The sequence below is a fragment of the Bacteroides sp. BFG-637 genome (assembly GCF_024793605.1).
Lineage (GTDB): Bacteria > Bacteroidota > Bacteroidia > Bacteroidales > Bacteroidaceae > Bacteroides > Bacteroides vicugnae.
Genome location: NZ_JANUPD010000002.1, coordinates 3,091,495 through 3,114,456 on the forward strand (window position 1 = coordinate 3,091,495; position 22,962 = coordinate 3,114,456).

Annotated in this window: 9 protein-coding genes and 2 pseudogenes; 4 read left to right on the plus strand and 7 right to left on the minus strand. The window is 42.4% G+C overall.

Annotation, left to right across the window (positions count from 1 at the left end; translation table 11 throughout):
- The first annotated feature begins 54 nt into the window (after positions 1–54).
- From NXX38_RS11970 to NXX38_RS11985, 4 genes and pseudogenes are all read left to right on the plus strand, one after another.
- Complete coding sequence (locus tag NXX38_RS11970; RefSeq protein ID WP_148366417.1) at positions 55–1,254, plus strand: glycoside hydrolase family 88 protein; 1,200 nt, start codon at positions 55–57, stop codon at positions 1,252–1,254.
- Between the two features lie 9 nt (positions 1,255–1,263).
- Positions 1,264–2,235: a pectinesterase family protein gene (locus NXX38_RS11975; protein WP_258979570.1), complete on the plus strand. Its 972-nt coding sequence runs from the start codon at positions 1,264–1,266 to the stop codon at positions 2,233–2,235.
- A 149-nt stretch (positions 2,236–2,384) separates the two neighbouring features.
- Positions 2,385–4,125: pseudogene (locus tag NXX38_RS11980) on the plus strand (pectinesterase family protein).
- Positions 4,126–4,370: 245 nt separating this feature from the next.
- Positions 4,371–8,906, plus strand: a complete 4,536-nt coding sequence (locus NXX38_RS11985) for a two-component regulator propeller domain-containing protein (RefSeq protein WP_258979571.1) — start codon at positions 4,371–4,373, stop codon at positions 8,904–8,906.
- 145 nt (positions 8,907–9,051) lie between these two features.
- Here NXX38_RS11985 and NXX38_RS11990 read toward each other — a convergent pair whose 3' ends face one another.
- The 7 genes and pseudogenes from NXX38_RS11990 to NXX38_RS12020 form a co-directional block, all read right to left on the minus strand.
- Positions 9,052–10,548 (minus strand): pectate lyase, encoded by a 1,497-nt coding sequence (locus NXX38_RS11990; RefSeq protein WP_122135610.1) that lies wholly within the window; start codon positions 10,546–10,548, stop codon positions 9,052–9,054.
- Between the two features lie 35 nt (positions 10,549–10,583).
- A complete protein-coding gene (locus tag NXX38_RS11995) occupies positions 10,584–12,014 on the minus strand; it encodes a pectate lyase (protein ID WP_409012865.1) in 1,431 nt (476 codons plus the stop codon).
- A 263-nt stretch (positions 12,015–12,277) separates the two neighbouring features.
- Positions 12,278–13,855, minus strand: a complete 1,578-nt coding sequence (locus tag NXX38_RS12000) for a pectate lyase (protein WP_195648537.1) — start codon at positions 13,853–13,855, stop codon at positions 12,278–12,280.
- A gap of 93 nt (positions 13,856–13,948) precedes the next feature.
- On the minus strand, positions 13,949–15,577 hold the full coding sequence (locus tag NXX38_RS12005; RefSeq protein ID WP_117934740.1) for a pectinesterase family protein: 1,629 nt from the start codon (positions 15,575–15,577) through the stop codon (positions 13,949–13,951).
- A gap of 84 nt (positions 15,578–15,661) precedes the next feature.
- On the minus strand, positions 15,662–17,539 hold the full coding sequence (locus NXX38_RS12010; RefSeq protein ID WP_195648536.1) for a DUF5123 domain-containing protein: 1,878 nt from the start codon (positions 17,537–17,539) through the stop codon (positions 15,662–15,664).
- 23 nt (positions 17,540–17,562) lie between these two features.
- Positions 17,563–19,470 carry a RagB/SusD family nutrient uptake outer membrane protein gene (locus NXX38_RS12015; RefSeq protein WP_217722026.1) on the minus strand — a complete coding sequence of 636 codons (1,908 nt, stop codon included), beginning with the start codon at positions 19,468–19,470 and terminating at the stop codon, positions 17,563–17,565.
- Between the two features lie 25 nt (positions 19,471–19,495).
- Positions 19,496–22,754: pseudogene (locus tag NXX38_RS12020) on the minus strand (SusC/RagA family TonB-linked outer membrane protein).
- Between the last annotated feature and the right edge of the window lie 208 nt (positions 22,755–22,962).

A 22,962-nucleotide genomic window follows, 5' to 3' on the forward strand; every position in this document is an offset into this window, starting at 1 on the left:
CACTACTTTCGTAGCGTGAAAGACTTGTATGTTTAATCCTTAAAATAACAAACCATGAGACGAACTCTTTTTTCTAATTTTTTTATATTGGCTCTGCTGATTGCAATGACCGTTCCGGTATCGGCGCAACAGGTAGACGGCAAGTTGCCCTGGTCTGTACGGATGACCGAATCGGAAATGATCCGTTGCCCGGAATCCTGGCAACTCGATTTCCAACCGAAATTGAAGTGGGATTATTGCCACGGACTGGAATTGGGAGCTATGCTTGATGTGTATGATGCTTATGGTGACAAGAAAATTCGTGATTATGCCATTGCGTATGCAGATACAATGGTGCATGGGAACGGCAGCATTACCGCTTACAAATTAACTGATTATAGTCTCGACCGTATCAACTCCGGAAAAATTCTTTTCCGTATCTATGAGCAAACGAAGAATCCTAAATATAAAAAAGCGCTCGATCTGCTTTATAGCCAGTTTGAAGGACAGCCGCGCAATGAAGACGGTGGTTTCTGGCACAAAAAGATTTATCCTCATCAGATGTGGCTGGACGGAATTTACATGGGAGCTCCCTTCTATGCCGAATATGCCTTCCGTAATAATCTTCCGCAGGACTATGCAGATGTTATCAACCAATTTATCACCTGTGCGCGGCATACGTATGACCCTAAGAACGGTCTTTATCGCCATGCGTGTGATGTAAGTCGTACCGAACGTTGGGCAGATCCGGTAACCGGACAGTCGAAACATACTTGGGGACGTGCTATGGGATGGTATGCAATGGCATTGGTAGATGCACTTGAATTTATTCCGCTGCATGAAGCCGGAAGAGATTCCCTGCTGGATATCCTGAATAATGTGGCTGTGCAGGTGAAGAAACTTCAAGACCCGAAGACAGGAGGATGGTATCAGGTAATGGACAGGAGTGGGGACAAGGGAAATTATGTGGAATCTTCCTGCTCTGCTATGTTCGTTTATTCGCTCTTTAAGGCAGTCCGTCTGGGATATATTGATAAATCTTATCTGGATGTAGCGCTGAAAGGTTATAAGGGATTTCTCGATAATTTTATCGAAGTGGACAAAAATGGATTGGTAACCATCACCAAAGCTTGCGCAGTAGCAGGATTGGGAGGAAAAGTGTACCGTTCCGGCGATTATGACTATTATATAAATGAAACTATCCGCAATAACGATCCTAAAGCCGTAGGACCTTTTATTATGGCTAGCTTGGAATATGAACGTTTACAAAAGTAATTTCCGGCGATGAAAAGGACTATTTTTAAAGGAATGATGTGTTTGCTTCTGCTTGGCGTGGGAGCAATATCTGTTTATTCACAGCAACAGCAACGCAAAGACACGTTAGTTGTGGCACGTGACGGGACAGGAGACTATCGTAATATTCAGGAAGCAGTGGAAGCTGTCCGCGCTTTTATGGATTATACGGTAACTATATTTATCAAGAATGGTGTCTATAAAGAAAAACTGGTCATCCCTTCTTGGGTAAAGAATGTTCAACTGGTGGGCGAAAGTGCAGAGAAAACGATTATTACTTATGACGATCATGCCAACATCAATAAGATGGGGACATTTCGTACCTATACAGTAAAAGTAGAGGGAAATGACATTACTTTTAAGGATCTGACGATTGAGAATAATGCGGCTCCATTGGGACAGGCGGTAGCTCTTCATACCGAAGGTGACAGGCTCATGTTTGTCAACTGCCGTTTCCTGGGAAATCAGGATACTATTTATACGGGTTCTGAAAGAACACGGCTCTTATTTACCAATTGTTATATCGAGGGGACTACCGATTTTATTTTTGGTCCCTCAACTGCTCTATTTGAATATTGTGAGCTTCATAGCAAACGTGATTCATATATCACGGCCGCTTCAACCCCACAAAGTGAAGAATTCGGATATGTCTTCAAGAACTGCAAGTTGACAGCTGCTCCGGACGTGAAAAAAGTATATCTGGGTCGTCCGTGGCGTCCTTATGCCGCAACGGTCTTTATTAATTGTGAGTTTGGTAATCACATCCGCCCCGAAGGATGGCACAACTGGAAGAATCCGGAGAACGAAAAAACAGCTCGTTATGCCGAATTTGGAAATACCGGTGCAGGTGCTGATACGACAGGACGTGTAACGTGGGCCAAACAACTGACGAAGAAGGAAGTAGCGAAGTATACTCCGGAAAACATCTTTAAAGAAAGTAGTAACTGGTATCCTTATAAATGAGAGAAGCAAGGCGAATGGTTGCCAGCCCGCTTGGGATTATTAGTTTCAACGCTTGAAACACTTTGCTTCAATACGGTGAACACATTGGTTCAACCGAAATAAATCGGTTTACGATAAGCTGCAAGTTAGTATTATAATTATAGATAAATATGAAGACACAAAGACATAAAATGTGGGGGCTGCTGGCCGCAGTTTTCATTCTTTTTTCTGCATTTCGTGCGGACAAACCGGTTATCACTATCTTCATGATAGGCGATTCGACCATGGCTAACAAGAAAATAGATGGAGGAAACCCTGAACGTGGTTGGGGAATGGTGCTTCCCGGATTCTTTTCTGAAGATGTACGGATAGACAATCATGCTGCTAACGGACGCAGTTCCAAGAGCTTTATCAGTGAAGGACGTTGGGAAAAAGTGATTTCCAAAGTGAAAAAAAGGAGATTATGTCTTTATTCAGTTCGGTCATAACGATGAGAAAGCAGACTCTACCCGTCACACTGATCCGGGGACAACTTTTGATGAGATTCTTCGCCGCTATGTAAATGAAACCCGTGCCAAGGGTGGAATACCGGTATTGTTTAACTCTATCGTCCGTCGTAACTTTGTGCAACCGAAGGATGACGCCATTGCAAAAGATGTCCGCCGCACGCCGGGGGAAAAGGAACAGCCGAAGGAAGGAGCTGTTTTATTCGATACACATGGTGCTTATCTGGATGCTCCCCGCAATGTGGCAAAAGAATTAGGAGTGATTTTCATTGATATGAATAAAATCACTCATGACCTGGTACAAGGACTTGGACCAGTAGAATCTAAGAAATTATTTGTGTTTGTTGAGCCCAATCAAGTGCCTGCTTTTCCGAAAGGCCGTGAAGACAATACTCACTTGAATGTATACGGAGCGCGAACTATTGCAGGGCTGGCTGTGGATGCCATCGGCAAGGAAATTCCGGAATTGGCGAAATATATCCGTCAATCCGATTATGTAGTGGCTCAAGATGGTAGCGGTGATTTCTTTACCGTGCAGGAAGCGATCGATGCTGTTCCCGATTTTCGCAAAGACATCCGTACCACTATTCTGGTTCGCAAGGGTACTTATAAAGAGAAACTCATCATCCCTGAATCCAAGATTAATATTTCCCTGATTGGAGAAGAAGGTACGATATTGACTTATGACGGTTTCGCAAACAAGAAAAATGTATTCGGTGAGAATATGGGAACTTCCGGTTCATCCAGTTGCTATATCTATGCTCCCGACTTCTATGCGGAAAATATCACTTTTGAGAACTCATCAGGTCCCGTAGGACAGGCAGTTGCCTGCTTTGTATCTGCCGACCGTGTCTATTTTAAGAACTGCCGTTTCCTCGGCTTCCAAGATACTCTCTACACATATGGGAAGCAAAGCCGTCAATATTACGAAGATTGCTATATTGAAGGAACAGTCGATTTTATTTTCGGCTGGTCTATCGCTGTTTTTAATCGCTGTCACATTCATAGCAAACGCGATGGCTATGTCACTGCTCCTTCTACCGATAAAGGGAAAAAGTACGGCTATGTCTTCTACGATTGCCGGTTGACAGCAGAGCCGGAAGCCAAGAAAGTATATCTGTCCCGTCCTTGGCGTCCGTATGCACAGGCTGTATTTATTCGTTGTGAGTTGGGGAAACATATCCTTCCTGTCGGCTGGAATAATTGGGGTAAGAAAGAAAATGAAAAGACAGTCTTTTATGCCGAATACGAAAATCGGGGTGAAGGGGCCAACCCGAAAGCACGTGCTGCTTTCTCCCGACAACTGAAAAATCAGAAAGGATATGAGATAACAACTGTTCTGGCAGGAGAAGATGGTTGGAATCCGGTAGAGAACGGAAACAAACAGATAACGGTAAAGCGCTGATTTGATGAACAGGTAAAGAAACAAATTAGCTGGAAGCAGCAGAACAACAAAGCAGAAGTATAAATAAGTGGACATAAGAACAAAAGAGCGAAAAAACAGAATCCGACAAGATATTTTGTTCTTTTATTCTTATGTCTAAAATTGATGACTTGTTCTATAGAATGGTCCGATTCTGTTAAATAGCCGCTAAAGATTGCATTAAACTACAAGTATTTTTCTATCTTTACGGCACAGAACCGAGTGATATGATGAAGAAAACCTTAATTTCAGTAATCTTTTTGCTAGCTATTGTGTTCTTGACACATGCACAGCAGCACTGTTTTTTCACCCACTATTCTACTGAAGATGGATTATCCCAAAATACGGTGATGAACATCTTGCAGGATCACAAAGACAATCTTTGGTTTGCCACTTGGGATGGCATCAACCGTTTCAACGGTTATACCTTTAAAACATACAAGGCCCGTCAGGGAAACTATATCAGTTTGACCAATAACCGTGTAGATCGTATCTATGAAGACCGTTACGGTTTTCTGTGGCTACTGACCTATGATAATCGTGTCCATCGTTTCGATCCGAAGACGGAGACTTTTGAACAGGTGCCTGCTGCCGGAGAAGAGGGAAGCGCTTTCAATGTACATACCATTGAGGTGATGCCGAATGGAACCGTCTGGCTGCTGACAGAAAATGACGGAGCTATCCGAATCCAGACTCATCCGGATGAGAATAATCGCCTGACATGGGATATTTATTCCAGTAAGACGGAGTTATTTCCCTCTCTACATATACTCAAAGTACATCAAGATAAAGCAGGCAATGACTGGCTGTTGACAGATAACGGTCTCGGCATGATCCGCCCCGAAAAGAAAGAACCGGACTCTTACTTTACGGAGACAAAAGGAAAGTTTGGCGGAATGAACCAAGCTTTTTATGCAGTACAGGAGCGGGATAAGGACATTTGCTTTGCCTCCGATCATGGACGCATCTGGTCTTATCAGAAAGAAAGCGGAGAATTTACGTTGATCGAGCTCCCCACGAAAGGACAGATCACTTCTATTCATCCGGTTGCACCGGACATCTCTGTGATCACTACTGATTCGGATGGTTTCTTTACTTACAACTTGCGGACTAAAACAAATGTGCATTATTCATTCCTGACTTGCAAGGCTTTACCCGCAAAACCGATCCTTTCTGCTTATGTAGACCGTGCTTCGGAAGTGTGGTTTGAGCAGGAAGAACCGGGTGTTGTAGCCCATTTTAATCCTTCGACCGGAGTGGTGACCCGTGAACAGATTCTTATTGAATACAGTAATCCCGAACGTTCCCGTCCGGCCTTCCATATCCATGAAGATGTAAACGGATATCTTTGGGTACATCCTTACGGAGGAGGTTTCTCTTATTTTGATCCTCAAAAAAAGCGGTTGGTTCCTTTCTATAATGAATTGGGTAGCCGTGACTGGCGTTTTTCCAATAAGATTCATTCGGCTTTTTCCGACAAACAAGGTAATTTATGGCTTTGCACCCACTCTAAGGGATTGGAGAAAGTGACTTATCGGAATGTACCTTTCGCGATGATGACTCCTATGCCGCATGAACATGAATCATTGCATAATGAGGTGCGTGCCCTGTGTGAAGACAAACTGGGTAATCTGTGGGTCGGTTTGAAAGACGGTATGCTTCGTATGTATGATGCCGACAAAAATTATAAGGGATATCTGACCGAAAGCGGCATCGTTTCTACTACTGGTACTCCCATGTTGGGAACTGTTTATTTTGTTATTCAGGATTCGAAAGGAATGATCTGGATTGCAACAAAAGGAGACGGACTTGTCCGTGCCGAGCCGACTTCTTCCAACGGAATGTCTTATAAACTGACCCGTTATCTTCATCGTGAAGAAGATATGTACAGTTTGAGCGATAACAATGTGTATTGTATCTATGAAGATCATTATGGTCGTATCTGGGTAGCTACTTTTGCCGGAGGTATCAATTATATTACGGAGAATGAAGCAGGAAAGACGTTGTTTATCAATCACCGGAACAATCTGAAAGGATATCCGATTGATCCTTGCTACAAAGCGCGTTTCATTACTTCCGATCATAATGGACGTCTGTGGGTAGGCACAACTACGGGAGCTGTTGCTTTTGATGAGAACTTTAAGAAACCGGAGGATGTGCAGTTTTATCATTTCTCCCGTATGCCGAACGATACGCAAAGTTTGAGTAATAATGATGTCCATTGGATTATTTCCACTAAGAAAAAGGAACTTTATCTGGCTACTTTCGGCGGGGGACTCAACAAACTGGTATCTATCAGTAAAGACGGTCATGGAGAGTTCAAATCATATTCCGTACTGGATGGTCTTCCTTCTGACGTCTTGCTTTCTGTCCGCGAAGATAGTAAGGAGAATTTATGGATTAGTACGGAGAATGGGATTTGTAAGTTCATCCCGTCTGAAGAACGTTTTGAAAGTTACGACGAACGTAGTATTACTTTCCCGGTGCGCTTTAGTGAAGCGGCTTCCACATTGACGGCTAAAGGAAGTATGCTTTTCGGTGCCAGTGGCGGAGTCTTTATATTTAATCCCGACTCTATTCGTAAGAGTAGCTATATCCCACCTATCGTATTCTCCAAGCTGATGGTGACTAATGAGGATATTACACCCGGAGATGACTCCTTGCTGAAGGTGGATATTGACGATACCGACCCATTGGTGCTCTCACACAAAGAGAATATTTTCTCCGTTCACTTTGCGGCACTTGATTATACCAATCCGCAGAATATACAGTATGCTTATATTCTCGACGGATTTGAGAAACAGTGGACTTTTGCCGACAAACAGCGTAGTGTGACTTATACGAATCTTCCGAAAGGAGAGTATGTGCTCCGTGTTCGTTCAACGAATAGTGATGGTGTGTGGGTGGATAATGAACGTCTGCTGAACATTGTTATTCTTCCTTCTTTCTGGGAGACGCCGGTAGCTTATGTGCTTTATGTACTTTTTATTCTGATTATTATTTTCGTAGCCGTTTATATCCTGTTTACCATTTATCGGTTGAAGCATGAGGTTTCGGTCGAACAGCAGATTTCGGATATAAAACTACGTTTCTTTACTAATATATCGCATGAGTTGCGTACCCCGCTTACGTTGATAGCAGGTCCGGTGGAGCAGGTCTTGAAGAATGATAAATTGCCGGCTGATGCTCGCGAACAGTTAGTGGTGGTTGAACGGAATACCAATCGGATGCTCCGTCTTGTCAATCAGATTCTGGACTTCCGCAAGATTCAGAATAAGAAGATGAAGATGCAGGTGCAGCGGCTGGATATTGTACCTTTCGTCCGTAAGGTGATGGATAATTTTGAAGCTGTGGCCGAAGAACATCGGATTGATTTCCTGTTCCAGACCGAAAAGGAACATCTTTATCTTTGGGTGGATGCCGATAAGCTGGAAAAGATTGTATTCAATTTGCTTTCCAATGCATTTAAATATACGCCGAATGGTAAGATGATTACAGTGTTTATCCGTGAAGATGAAAATACAGTTTCTATTGGCGTGCAAGATCAGGGTATCGGTATTGCGGAAAATAAAAAGAAGTCACTGTTTGTCCGTTTTGAGAATCTGGTGGATAAGAATCTTTTCAATCAGGCTAGTACGGGTATCGGACTTTCATTGGTGAAAGAGCTGGTAGAAATGCATAAAGCGACTATTTCCGTTGATAGCCATTTGGGAGAAGGGAGTTGCTTCAAAGTAGATTTCCTAAAGGGAAAAGAACATTATGATAAGGAAGCCGAGTTTATTCTGGAAGATGCGGTTGCTCCGGCAAGAATGGGACAAGTAGTGGATATAGCCAATTCTTCCATTCAGTCTGAAACGTTGGTAAGCGATGATTCGGAGAAAATTGAAGATGTGTATGGGGAAGAATTTGCGAAAGAAGAAAACTCCAAAGAATTGATGTTGTTAGTCGAAGATAATCAGGAGTTACGTGAATTCTTGCGCAGTATATTTTCTCCGATGTACCGGGTGGTGGAAGCTGCTGACGGTAAGGAGGGGGCAAGCAAGGCTTTGAAGTACCTGCCGGATATTATCATCAGTGACGTGATGATGCCTGAGAAAGATGGTATCGAAATGACGCGCGAACTGCGTGCGGATATGACGACCAGCCATATACCTATCATCTTGCTTACTGCCAAAACTACGATTGAAAGCAAACTGGAGGGACTGGAATATGGTGCGGACGATTATATAACGAAGCCTTTCAGTGCTACCTATCTGCAAGCCCGTGTGGAAAATCTGTTGATGCAGCGTAAGAAACTGCAAAGTTTCTACCGGGATAGTCTGATGCATATTAATATTTCTACCGGTCAGGAGGAAGTGCCTGTGGCTACGGATATGCCGTCTGCTGAAGAAGATGCCTCCGAAACTGTACCTGCAACTCTCGAAATGTCTCCCAACGACCGTAAGTTTATGGATAAATTGGTAGAGTTGATGGAGCAGAACATGGATAATGGAGAACTGGTGGTAGATGATCTGGTTCGGGAACTGGCTGTCAGCCGTTCTGTCTTCTTCAAGAAGCTGAAAACACTTACCGGACTGGCTCCGATTGAATTTATCAAAGAAATGCGTATCAAGCGGGCTACACAATTAATAGAAACCGGAGAATTTAATATGACCCAGATTTCGTATATGGTAGGCATTAATGATCCGCGTTATTTCAGTAAATGCTTTAAAGCACAGGTTGGAATGACGCCTACGGAGTATCGGGATAGAGTAGGGAGATAATAATAGGAAAGGAAAGATATAGGAAAGGGGGATGTTCAAAGCTCCCCTTTTATCGAAATCACCCTCGCTACAACTATCTGTGGCGAGGGTGAATTATTGTTTATGAGAGTTTCGATACATTTACCCTCATCTTGGTTATCCGAATTTATTTTTTAGGGTACAGATGATTCACAAGGCTGTTCATATACATTTCCAAGTTTGTATATTCCGGGCTTAATGTATATTTGGCTCCGTCTGAAGGATCATTGGGATTAAGGTTGTGTTTCTTTTCCCATTCATCGGGAATACCATCACCATCTGTATCAACAAGTGCTGTTTCTGATTTATATTCCGGCCATCCTCCTACATCAGACGGTTGGTCAATCATTCCATTCGTGCTTCCGTGAGAACCTTCGTAAGTATAAGTGCCTTTGAGAGTTTCATCTACGATGCGTTGGTCTATGGCGTCACGGCGATATGAAGCACCGGCAAACTCGAGAACATCTTTGTAGGCTTTCTTGGCAGGTTGCAAAGAAGTATGTTCGGCTATGTCAAATGCTTTTTTAGACAGTACTTCCTTTTCTGTGGCAAAGTCTTTTTTGATAACCAGTCCGTAAGAGTTATCCATATTCACTTTATAAAGAGCCTCTTTCTGCTTGTCAGTCAGTTTGGGACAGGTAGGATCCATATAGTTACCTTTGAAATAGAATACACCATGAACACCTGCTTTATTGTTGTTTTTGCCATCATCGGCATACGCTGTAAACAAGCGTTTGAAAGAACCTTTTGTCGCACTGAAAGGTCCCGGTTTATAGTAGTTATTGATAAAGTTGTAGGAACCTCCTTCACCGGCATAAGCACCGTCACTGCCATAATTATAAATCACATTATTGAATAATTCCACTTTTTCATCTTCCGGACGACCCGTATAACGGCTTCCGCAAAGACGGGGTGTGCGGTTAGTGTGATGGGCGAGTAAGTTATGGTGAAAAGTAGCAGGCTGTCCACCCCAGATACCTCCATAACCATGCGCTCCCTTTTCGTGGATAGAATTGGCGAGACTTTCACTGATGATGCACCATTGAAGAGTGAAATTACGGTTATCATAGAATGTGGCACATTCGTCCGTACACCAACTCATGGAGCAGTGGTCTATGATAATGTTTTGGTGCGCTTTTGTACCATTCATTGCGTCGTCACCTTTTTGTTTGATGTCGACTCCCATACGGGAACGGATGAAACGGACGATTACGTTGTCTGCCTGAATAGAGAACGTATAGTTTTTCAGGCAAATGCCATCACCCGGAGCTGTCTGTCCTGCAATGGTCACATCACCATTGCTGAGTTTTAATGCTTTTTGTAGTTCAATAATTCCGCTAACCGCAAAGACAATGGTGCGGGGACCTTTCTTGCTGATAGCCCAGCGAAGTGTCCCTTCCGAACCGTCGTCTGCCAGGGACGTAACAGTGTATACAGCACCTCCGGCACCACCGGTGGTATATTTTCCTGCTCCGTCGGCACCGGGGAAGGCGAGAACTTTAGAACGATCCGGGGTAGGATAGTCCTTTGATGTTTTTTCAACCGAAATGGCAGGTTGCATGGCTTGTCCCACTAGAGGAAAAGCCAATATCAAACTACAGATTGCTAATATATTCTTTTTCATTACTAATTTATCATTTGGGTTCGAATTTACTAAAATTATTCTATAACACTGCCACCTGTCGCACCATTTACCATGATTTCGTGCACCAGACTATTGAGATACATTTCCAGATTAGTGTACTTCCCGTTTTTGTCAATAGTCGTTTCTTTTCCATCAGCAGATTTCTTGGGATTCAAACCATATTCTTCTTCCCAGTAGTCGGGAATACCGTCACCGTCCGTATCTTTCACGTTTGCATTGGTTACAGATTTCAGAACATCGTAGGGATCATTTACTCCTAAGGCTCTGCAGACATCTTTCGGGTCGTTGATATATCCACTTTTGTTTTGTGAGTAGCCGGAAAGACCTTCCCATTTGCTGGCATCTCCCGTGCAACTTGCTTTTCTGTTTTTAACGTCGCTAATTATCAACTCGTCGACTTTATCACGATAGTTGCTGGCTCCTGCATAGCTCATCACACGTTCATAAGCCTCATCCGGCGTATGAGTTCTTACATTTCCTGCCTTAACTATCGGTGAACTTGATTTTATCTGGGTATGTTGGTTCCAAAGCTCCGTAGTTGCACAGTTTTTACCGTCCATTTGGTCAAATACACCTTTTGTCCAGTTATCATTGCTAACAGTCGTATTGCCTACTACTTTATTTCCGTCGATATAAAACTTTCCCCAAGTTTGAAGCCATTTTTTGTAGGCTTCGCCAGAGTAATTTTCCGGATATACATCTGGCTTCGCGATACGGTATGCACGGTCTGCTTTACCGCTTTCATCGGTTCCGGGGCCTGGCTTGTAGTAGTTGTTAACGATATTCACGTGTTGCGCTTCACCACCGTAGCAGCCTTCGCCTCCCCAATTGTAGTAAACATTGTTGCGCATATCCACTCGCTCTCCATCGTTGTTGTTCAGTGCTAATGTAGTATATCGGGGACCAAGGCGTGGAACACGGCTTTCGCAATGGGCTATCAGGTTATGGTGGTAAGAGGCATAGTTTCCTCCCCAGTTACCGCCATATTCGTGAGAAGCGAATTTGCCTGTGGCAGCATTGATCTTTACATCAGTCACACGTAAGGCTTGATAAGCTAAACACCATTGTACGGTAGAATTTTGCATACCATAGACAGAAAGACATTCATCGCTTCCCCAGCTTACTGAACAATGGTCGATGATTACATTTTGTTTGTCACAACCTCCTAATCCGTCGCAGTCTACGTTAGAGTTTCCGGGGCGGAAACGGATGAAACGAATGATGATATTGCTGGAATTAATCGTAAATGGATAATTGGCAATACAGATACCGCCCGGTGATGTCTGTCCGGCAATGGTCAGATCATCTTTCTGGGTTTTTAATTCCGATTTCAAATAGATGGTACCCGACACATCAAATACAATCGTTTTAGGACCGTCTTGTTGCATAGCCCAGCGCAGACTTCCGCTGATACTTCCACTGGCGTCGTCTTCAAGGCTAGTCACATGATAAACTTTTCCCCCGCGTCCTCCGGTGGTATTGCGACCGTGCCCTTCGGCGTATGGGAAAGCAAGAAGTTCTCCATAATCCAGTTGCTTGACATCAGAAGATGTCCCACCTGAATTATTTGTTCCTCCACCTGTATCATCTACAGGATCGTCTGAAGAGCATGAGGTACATAATCCTGCGATGCTGAATGCAATAGCTATATAAAATAGAGATATTTTCTGCTTCCATTATCTTTTAACTGTTTAGGGATATAGACGATTTATTTGTTGGGATACAACTTTTCTACCAGACTGTTGAGGTAAACTTCCAGATTGGTATACGTTTTACTTAGAGTATATTTGGCACCGTCGGCTTTACTTTTGGGGTTCAAACCGTTGGCAGTCTCCCATTCATCAGGGATGCCGTCGCCGTCGGTGTCTTTCGGACCGGTTTCCTTTTTATATTCCGGCCAGCCACCTACATCGCTGGCTTTATCAATAAGTCCCTTTTCACTGCCATTACTGCCGTCTGCCGTATAATCTCCGTTGCGAACGTTGGCTATGATGCGTTTATCGACATCATCATATTTTAAGGAAGCACCGGCATACTTTAATACTGATTCATAAGCTTCTTTTGCCGATTGAGTGAATTCGGATGCATCTTCGGAAATGGTAAATTCGTTACTTGACTGAAGTGCTTTTTCTCCTCCATCGGGTAAAGGAACGGCTTCTGTTGCATTGGGGTGTAACCCTTGCCAGTTGTCATTGTTTACAGAAGTAAGCAGAGATTGATATTCGGCTTTCAATTCAGGACATGTGCCGTCAAAATAGTTTCCTTTCAGATAAAAAGTACCCCATATACCTTTGGTGTTTTTATTTGTACCGTCATCACCGTTAGGTTGGAAGATACGGTTTACAATATTTTTCTTGGTATTGGTAACTGGTCCGGGCTTGTAGTAATTGTTCACGAAATTATAGCTTCCTCCTTCTCCTGCATAGCCACCATTGGTCGGTCCCCAGTTATAGAAAACATTATTTCGTAAATCGACTTTTTCATTTTCCGGTTTCCCTGTATAGCGGCTACCGCATAAACGTGGTGTACGGCTGCTGTGGTGGGCTAATAAATTGTGGTGGAATGTAGCGGGTGATCCTCCCCATATTCCTCCGTAACCGTGATTACCTTTGGTGTGTACCGAACGATTCAAACTTTCGCTGATGATGCACCATTGCATGGTAAAGTTAGTGTTATCGTAGAAAGAAGCACATTCATCAGTGCTCCAACTCATCGAACAATGGTCAATGATAATATTTTTATGTTGCTTTCCCCACAATGCATCACCACTGTCGGCTTCTGCTTCTGTTGTAAAGTTGTCCGATCCCATGCGGAAACGCATGAAGCGGATGATTACGTTGTCTGCCTGTACGGATACGGGATGTCCTTTCAGGCAAATACCGTCACCCGGTGCACTCTGGCCGGCAATCGTTACATCTCCGTTGGTTATCTTCAAGGGGCTTTTCAGTTCTATCAATCCACTTACCGCAAATACGATCGTGCGCTTTCCCGTACGATTTAATGCGTAGCGTAGTGTCCCTTGTGTTGTGTTATCTTCAAGCGAAGTTACTGTATACACTTCTCCGCCTGCTCCGCCGGTAGTATAACAACCTGCACCGTAAGCGCCCGGAAAGGCATAATGCGTTTCGGCAGGTGTCTCTTCTTCACCACTTTCGTTCTCATTACCACCGTTACCGGTATTTTGTCCCGGTGTTTCATCAGTGATACTTGGGTCTTCGCTGCTGCAAGCAACCGATAGGTTGATTACACAGAAGCACAATAATCCCATTTTAATAGATTTGAGCATACAAATTATCTTTTAAAAAAATAGAGTTCTTTGTCTCATACATTATATTTGCTGATGATGTGACAAAGAACTCTTTATTAAATCTTATTGGTTTTATTCGCTTACTGTACCGTACTGGCTTACAGTTTTCACTGTATAAATATTGCTTTCGTCAGTGTTGGTCAGTGTAACGGTAGTGTCTGTAGTTTGCCCTGCATAGTTACCATTCATAAAGATGAGGTAACCGGCAGCACCGGATACTGCATCCCATGTCAGAGTGTTTCCCGACAGATTGACATTGGTAGGTGCTGCAAGGGGAGTTTCCATATACTCTTTCGGGTTCCAGCTGTCAATAGTTATTATATTCTCATATGTATATTTAGCAGCTTCGGATGCTGTTAGCACTGAGCTAGTGAAGGAAACGTTTCCGGAGGTGATTGTTTTACTTTCCGCAATCATATTTCCATTCTTGTCGATAGTGTTATATTCAGCATATAGTGTAGGTATTTGTCCACCATATCCCCAGTGTGAATCTATAATATCCATTTTCAACTTGGTGTTGATCCAGACAGTTTTCGTGGTTGTTGCTTGGGAACGTCCGAATGAGAATTTTGTATCATCACCGTTTACCGTACAATCTTTTATAACATATCCGTATTTATCGCTTTCACTGGTACGCGAAGCAGTTATAACGCTACCACCGTCATTGCCTGTATTATAGAATGTACTGTTTTCGATAAGTACATCGCCACTTCCCCAGATATAATCTGTATGACCTTCAATCCATGAGTTATAAACGTATGCACGATGAGGGGTTGTATTGTTCCAATAACGGGTCCACCATGTATCCTGATAGGAGACAAGCAAACAATTATTCAAAGCAAAGCGGTCTTCACGGTTTATCAAGGCTTCTGCCTGTCCATTTTTACCTAAACCACCAGTGTGACGATTTGAGAATGCACCATAAAGATTGATGATTGAAATGTTTTCAGCATAAAAATCTGTGGCTTCAATCAACACTACTGTGTTTTGGTCTTCACTATATCCGGCTTTGCGGGCTGGTGAGTTTTCGTTGAAAATAGAATAAGGCCATGAGGTAGCATTACTTGAATCATCTACACGGTTTACTGCAAACTGGATTTTAACACCATCGCGGCTCTCACCGATTAAATGAACAAATGGTTTATTCTTATTGATTCGGACACATTCATTATAAGTTCCGTTGGCAATGAAGATTTTATAAGGACTGGTCGGTGGGGTAGTGATGGCGTTGATTGCGGCTTGGAGAGTAGTGTAATCACCATTCCCTTTTGAATCAACAATTGCATCGAATACTTTTCCACCACCCGAAATTTCAGATTTGGCAGTAAAGCTTAAAAAGAAGTCTTCGTCGTAAGCTCTTCCCTGCATATCTGTTAATGCTCCGGCAGGAACTTCGAAAGTACATTCTTTGTTTTCCATACCAGAGAAGGTATAACGTACTTTTTCGTAGTTGATGGATACACGCACTACTCCTCCGTTGAAATATATTTCTGTATCCGGAGCCTGACGCATAGCTTTGCTGAAAGTCAGTTCTACATACCCGCTCGGACCTACTACATCACCATCATTGATATTCTGTGAAATCAGAACAGGGATGCTTGTATCTTCTGCATCATCGTTGTCATTACAGGAAGCACCTGTAAGAATCAACAAGAACAGAAGTAAGTATTTACTTATTGTATTGATTGAATTTGTATTCATAATATCTGTTGCTTTTTAGAGAAGATTCTCCGTCAAGTAAATGCAAATTCCAGACTTGACGGAAAACCTTGCAGTTTTATTTAGTTATTTGTTCCAACGTTGGTCACCGACTCTGTATTCTTCAGGAACATCTGCTCCAAAAGTCAAATCTTCACTTGAGCCATTAGGGAATAGCTGATCGGAAGTCAGAGGAAGACTAGTATAGTCTTTTCCCCAGTCGGTAGCACCAAATGCAAAGTCAGAAGCCTTATATAAACCGTTTACGTTTAGAGTTGTAGCTACAGAACTTGGGTTGTAGAAAGGTTTAACTCCACCTTTGGCAAACAGGGTGTTTGATATAGTCATTGTCATATCTTTTGTATCTCTGCAGAAAGCATCACTTGCTGACATATCATAGAATGTGCAATCCTTGATTGTTATTGTACCGGTTTGTCCGGACTTGTGTCTTATGAATTGAGACGCAGAAGCTCCCTTGGCTACAATAACAGAAGTATTGGAAACCGCTAGGTTGAGAGTTGTTAATGTTACCTTGTCAGAAAGAAGTAATCCATAATGATTGGATGTTGCTGCTCTTCCCAATCCTTTGATGATACAGTCATCAATAGTAACAGACATAGCATTACTTGTACTTGCATTCATACGAACGATACCACGGATATTGGTAATTGTACACGAGGTAACTTCTATTTCTTTGATGCAACCTGAAGCACCGTTTTGATAAATAAGGGTTGTATTTCCTTCATCGGTAATATTCAGATTATGGAATTCTACTTTATCACATATTCCGCTGGCACCTACGCCCTTTTTAATAGTCATATTAACCTGTCCGTCTTGACTGTCACCCCAGAAAATAAGGTGAGTCACGCCAGCAGCAATGCTTTCTTTTTCTTGTGCAAATCCTTCTGTTCCGGAAACATTGATTAATACTTTTCCTGAAAGATTATCCCAGTTGGCAAGGGCATCTTCCCATGTCATTTCAGTATAACCTGTCGGTTTACCTTTCTTAGTTGTAAAGGTGATACGAGAACATATAGAGCCGTTTGCGAAAGCATAAGCCGTATATTCCGTACTGGAAGCCAAACCTGTGATTGTTACCTTATGTGCAGCAATATCTGCTGGTGATAATTGGGTTCCTGATTCAGGTACTCCTTCGGTAGAAAGAACACAAGCATATTCATCTACATCCACCGTTTCTTCCCATGAGAATACAGCTGAATTTGCTGTTATATCACTGATGGTAGATTCGATTTCCAAACCAGGGATGGTAACAGTCTGTGAACCACGTGGATTATTTCCATTATAAATAGTAATCGTGTATTCAGTGAACGACTTCAAATTTTCAACCCATGCTTCACCTGCGGCAGCTTCTGTTGACGAAATAACACGTGAAGTTGCTTCTGTGGCACCCGTTTCCATGATTTCGAAATGATCGACTGCTAATCCGGCTTCCCATGACATACGTACTTTTCCTTGACCTTCAGGTAAGTCTTCAGTAGTTGGAATATTCAGGATAGCTTCTTCCTTAACTGAAGCAAAAGTCTTTTTATAATTTACCCAACGAGATTCCTTCTCTCCGGAAATAGACTTGATACGCATATAATAAGTCGTATTTACCGCCAGATTATCCATTGTGTAAGGTGACTGCTTGATCCGGTTGGCAGGATCATTTCCATAAACGATATTTCCATTTTCTTCTGATCCCATTGGAGTTTCGTCAGTCATCTCGTTAGGACTAATCTCGATAATGTAATAGTCGGTATTGGATGTTGAGCTCCAAGTTACTACCGCTCTGGCTACTTTACTGTCTGTTTCTACACTGATTCCGTTTTCATCAGTTCCGAAAGGACGGCTATAGGAAGAGTCAATATCCCAATCACTTTTCTCTGTACACGAAGATACCGCCAAAGAGGCCAGGAGCATGAAAGCTCCCATTCCCAATATATTTTTTATATTCTTCATCATTTTACGATTTTACGATTTTAAGATTAATCCGAATAACCATAAGAGTTATGTAATTTACCGTTTGAGGTAGAGATGGTTGTAGAAGCTATCGGCAATAAATAACGATTCTTTACAGCCTTGTTCAATCCGCCAGAAATACTAGGCAAGTTTACTTTCAGATTCTTTTGCTCCTTGTCACTGGTTTCAGCTCCGAAGAAGCTCTTGTTTTCATATTCTCCACCTACTTTAGCTCCAAATACGAGAGAAGTCATATCGATATACATCGGATTGTCCGTGCGATATTTATAGTTCACATACTGTGGATATGTACCATTATACACTGCATTTGTATATTCGTTTTTGAACTCGTCTATTTTTTCGCTCAACAGGTTCCAACGGATTAGGTCGAACTTACGAACACCTTCTCCTGCCAGTTCCCATGCATTTTCGTCAACAATTGCATCGAAGAAGTCTTTTCCCATTAGAGCAGTCCATGCAGCATCACGTTTGGTTGCATCGGTGAAAGCACGGTCGTGCACTTCTTTCAGGGCTGCTGTGGCTGTTAATGTACAACCTTCGGCTGTTGCACCCTTACCATAAAGTTCGTTCACAACTTCGGCATACATCAGCAATACTTGCGGATAACGCATTTTCACTACGTTGATACCGGAACAAACTTTCTGATCGCTGGCCAATACAGCTGCGTACCATTCAGAGTTTTCCATCATCTTACGATAATCCCATTTTCCACAATAAAGACCGAAAGGAGCATTTCCTAACATATATTCTTTAAATACTTTGGTGTTTTTGTCTGTAGAAAGTTGTGAAATAGCACAAGTCAGATCGCGGCGGATATCTCCTTCGCCAAACGACAGATAATAAGGAGCAGTCAGTTTCAACTTACCGGATGAGTTACCTTTCGGACCGAATAGGGAACTGGCACCGTTTATACGATATCCGATAGTATATCCCAGCTCACCACTTTTGTTCAGTCCCATTGGAATCTCGAACAGGTTTTCTTGATAAGTCTGATCAAGTTGTCCGATATTTATTAAACGCCAGTATTCTTCTACAGAAGGATTCAGTTTATGTTTTCCTGAACTGACAACAGCTGCCAGATGTTTTTCGGCCAATTCGAATAGTTCTCTACGTTTGGTATCGCTGCAACGTTGAGTAGGATAAGTAGCGTCACTGTTATCTCCGGTGATATATCCGTCTTTAGCTTGTTCGCGGATAGCATATCCGGCACGTGTCATTGCAATATTAGCCAAGAGAGCGTGAGCATAGCCTTTGCTTACATGTTCAGTTGTATAACCGTCTTCACCAGCCCAAGGTAAATATCCGATAGCTTCCTCGAGTTCGATTATCAATTCATCCATGATATCGTCACGGTCTGCCTTTCCAATGTAAACATTAGACAGGTCGCTGTTGGAAGATTCTGTTTTGAAAGGAATATCACCGAACAAGCGGATCAGATCGAAATAAATCATCGCACGCAATGTTATCGCTTCTGCACGGAATCTCATCATGCTGGTACGGGTTGCTCCTGCTTGTTGTATCAGTTGGCTATTGTTTATACCATCTACTACCAGATTCGCATTCTCGATTACTCCGTACATGGCATCCCATACTTTGGAAAGTTGTGACCATCCCGGATTAGCGTTATAGTTCATATTACCACGTTCGCTGGACGTGTTGCTTGCATCCGTACCCAAACCGTCAATCAGTTCACAGTCGGTATTGGTTCCGGCAATGATAGGCAGGAAATTAGAATAAGTCTGGTCTTGCGTCAGGCTGCCGTAAACTTTATTAAGTGCCAATTCTGTATAATAGGCATTATTAAAAGTTGATTCATTATCCAATTCAGACGGTGAGGTCTGATTCAGGAAGTCCGAACAGGAAGACAGGGCAATTAACCCCAGCCCTAGGAATAATGTCTTATATATTTTCATACGATCAATCTGTTTAATGTTTTAATTAGAATGTAACGTTAATACCACCCACAAATGTGCGGCTCTTAGGATAAGCGGCGTAATCTATACCCGGAGTCATCGCATTTTTCTTACTGCTTGTATCGACTTCAGGGTCTGCTCCGCTGTAGTTAGTCCAACAGAACAGGTTATATCCTGTCAGATAGATTCTCACATTCTGCATAAACGCTCTCCTTACAATTGTTTTTGGAAGAGAGTATCCGATAGTAATGTTATTCAAACGCAGGAATGAGACTTTTTCTACTGCATAATCAGTCAGCTGCATGGTAGTAGCGCTGGCCGGATTGTACATATTGGCGTTAGCGTTTATTTCATTCAGACGTAATCCTGCTGTTGTCATGTCTCCATAGGTATTGAGGACATCTGTAGAACTGGACGACAGGTTCAAACCAGTTTCCGGATCAATCCATGTGTAACGGTTAGACAGTCTGAAATCATTGTTTAAGTTATAACCGGTTCTTGAACCTGAACGGAAAGAAGCTGCCAGTTTTGTTCCATTGACAATTACATTTCCGAGAGAGTAGTTGAAGAATACATTGAAGTCGAAATTACCTACGCGACCATCGAATCCAAAACCACCGGTTGTAGGAGCGATAGTGTTACCCAAACGTTGTTTGAGAGGGTTACCATCTTTATCACATTCCAGTTTCAAACCACCCGGATAGTATTTACCACCGGTGATAGTAGGACTGTTATCTTGCATTCCGTCTTTTAATCCCCATTCGCTACCTGCCCAAACCAGTTCGCCGGTAGGGTTGGTGACAGGATCATATACGGTATAATAACCGTTTGTCTTATATCCCCAAACTTCACCCAAACGTCCGCCTTTCTCTACGCGGAAGTCTTCGTATTTGGCCATTGTACTACCTGACCAGTTACTACTTTGCCAGGGAGAGTCTGTATTCAGTTTATCAATGCGGTTGCGGTTGTAAGCAATGTTGGCATTGAAGTTCAAAGAGAAATTCTTTTTATCAAATAAAACAGCACTAACAGACAATTCTACACCTTTATTGGATGTCTGTCCGAAGTTCTTGTACTGATAGTTATATCCGGAGAGAGAAGGAATTTCAGTACGCATCAATAAGTCTCTGGTTGTATTCCAGTAAAAGTCGATAGCACCGGAGATACGATTGTTCCAGAATCCATAGTCAATACCGATGTTACGGGTTACTGTTGTTTCCCACTTCAAATCGGGGTTGTATAAGTTCGTTCCATGTTCCAACATGGTAGTGCTTTCTCCGTTGAAGAAAGGATTGCGTGCATCATTACCTCCCAAAGAGTAAGTGGTGGAAAGCAAACCGGAATTGATACGGTTGTTACCGGCAGTACCGAAGCTTAAACGTAGTTTCAAAGCTGACAGCCAGTCTTGAGTGTTACTCATGAAAGCCTCGTCAGAGATACGCCATGCCAAAGCTGCTGACGGGAAAACACCCCAACGATTTCCGGAGCCGAACTTGCTCGAACCGTCTGCACGTACTGTAACAGCAAGCAAGTATTTATCCATCATGGTATAGTTCACACGACCAAAGAATGATAATATGTTTTCTTTTGCAGCAATGGTAGATTGGTTGGCTAAAGCTTTACCCGAACCCATATTTGCTTTCATATCATCGAAATTCATAGTAACAGGGAAAGCTACAGATACATTTTCCTATTGATTTCCTTTGGCTGCTGCTTACTTCATGTCCGATCAATACATTGAGTTTATCACGACCTTTGAACAGTTTTTTGTTATCATAGGTCAATGTGTTGGCATTACGCCAGCTCATCGTCTTTTCTCTCAACAGGTAGGCTTGTGGCTGACCGTTATATCCATATTTAGAATTAGATACTGCATCTACTCCCCAATACTGTTCTGTATCGTCAAACTTCCATCCATATCCGAATTCGGAACGGAATGTCCAGTTCTTGAATGGTTTCCAGTTTAAACCTACATTGTAGTTCTGGTTGAAAGTATTGCGGGTTTTATCTGTTGCAAGCAGACGTTCCAATGGAGATTTCTGTTGTGCCGAACTGTTTTCTTCGTCGTCATCACTGTATTTAAGTGAATCAACCGGACGGAATACGGTAGCATTAGCCACAGTTGAATTGGCAGCATTGGATTCATTGGTATCAGCACCACCACCTAAACCGTCAATGGTAGAGTAACTTAACCGGGCATTAAAGTCCAGTGTCATCCATTTATTCAGTTCTGATTTAATTTTTGCATTTACATTGTCTTTTTTGAAGCCGGAATTAAGCATGATACTTTTTTCTTCATTATGGGCATAGCTGACACTATAAGTCATTTGCTTGGTTCCGCCACTTACATTAATGTTATATTGTTGCTGGTTTCCAGTACGTCCGAACATCTCGTCTTGGTAATCGGTACCATTAATAGAACGCCAGATATCCATATCGGCAAAGTTACCATAATCCAGAGAACCGATTTCACGCTGATAAGCAACGAAATCGTAAGGACTCAAGACTTCAGTCAGTTTGGTTACCTGTTTAAAACCGAAAGAAGCACCGAAGTCTACTTGCGTTTTACCTTCTTTTCCGCTCTTAGTAGTAATGATGATTACACCATTTGCACCACGGGCACCATAAATGGCTGTGGAAGAAGCATCTTTCAATACGTCGATGCTTTGAATTTCCGAGGGGGCGATATCACTAATGCTTGAAACAGGGAAACCGTCTACAATATATAAAGGTGAGTTATCCTGTGATAATGAACCACCACCGCGAACACGGATCTTTATATCTGCATCGGGAGAACCTTCAGTAGTAGTAACACTAACTCCGGCAAGTTTACCGGTAAGGGCTTCAGATGCACTTGCTACTGGTATAGCAGCTAAGTCTTTGGCACTAACAGAGGCTACAGAACCGGTTAAATCTCTTTTATTGACTGTACCGTAACCAATTACTACGACTTCGTCCAAAGCTTTCGAATCGTCGACCATTTGTACATTAATTGTTTTTCTACCTTGAACGGCTACTTCTTGAGTTTTCATACCTATGTATGAAATAACCAATGTTTTTTTGCCATCAACTTTAATAGAAAAATTACCATCTAAATCTGTAATCGTACCATTGGTAGTATTACCTTTTTCTACAACAGAGGCTCCAATAACAGGCTCTCCGCTGGTGTCTTTCACGTTACCTTTTACGGTAATCGTTTGCGCAGATACGCTAAGCGATATTGCTGAAAATAGTATTAGCAATAAAGAGCGCATGTTTTTCACTTTGTTAGACATTCTTTGCATGTTTATTAATGGTTGTTGTTTGATATTTCATAAAAATCCCGATGAGAGTTCATTCATCGCTACAAAAGTATGAGAATGAAGATATAGTGATGTGCAATATTTGTTTTTCACCTCGTATTTTTTGTTTTTTAGTTTGTTGCGAGGTGTAGTTATTAGCTTTGAAGGGTGTTATTTGTGTTCTAAAGACCGGCAAATATACGAATCAGGG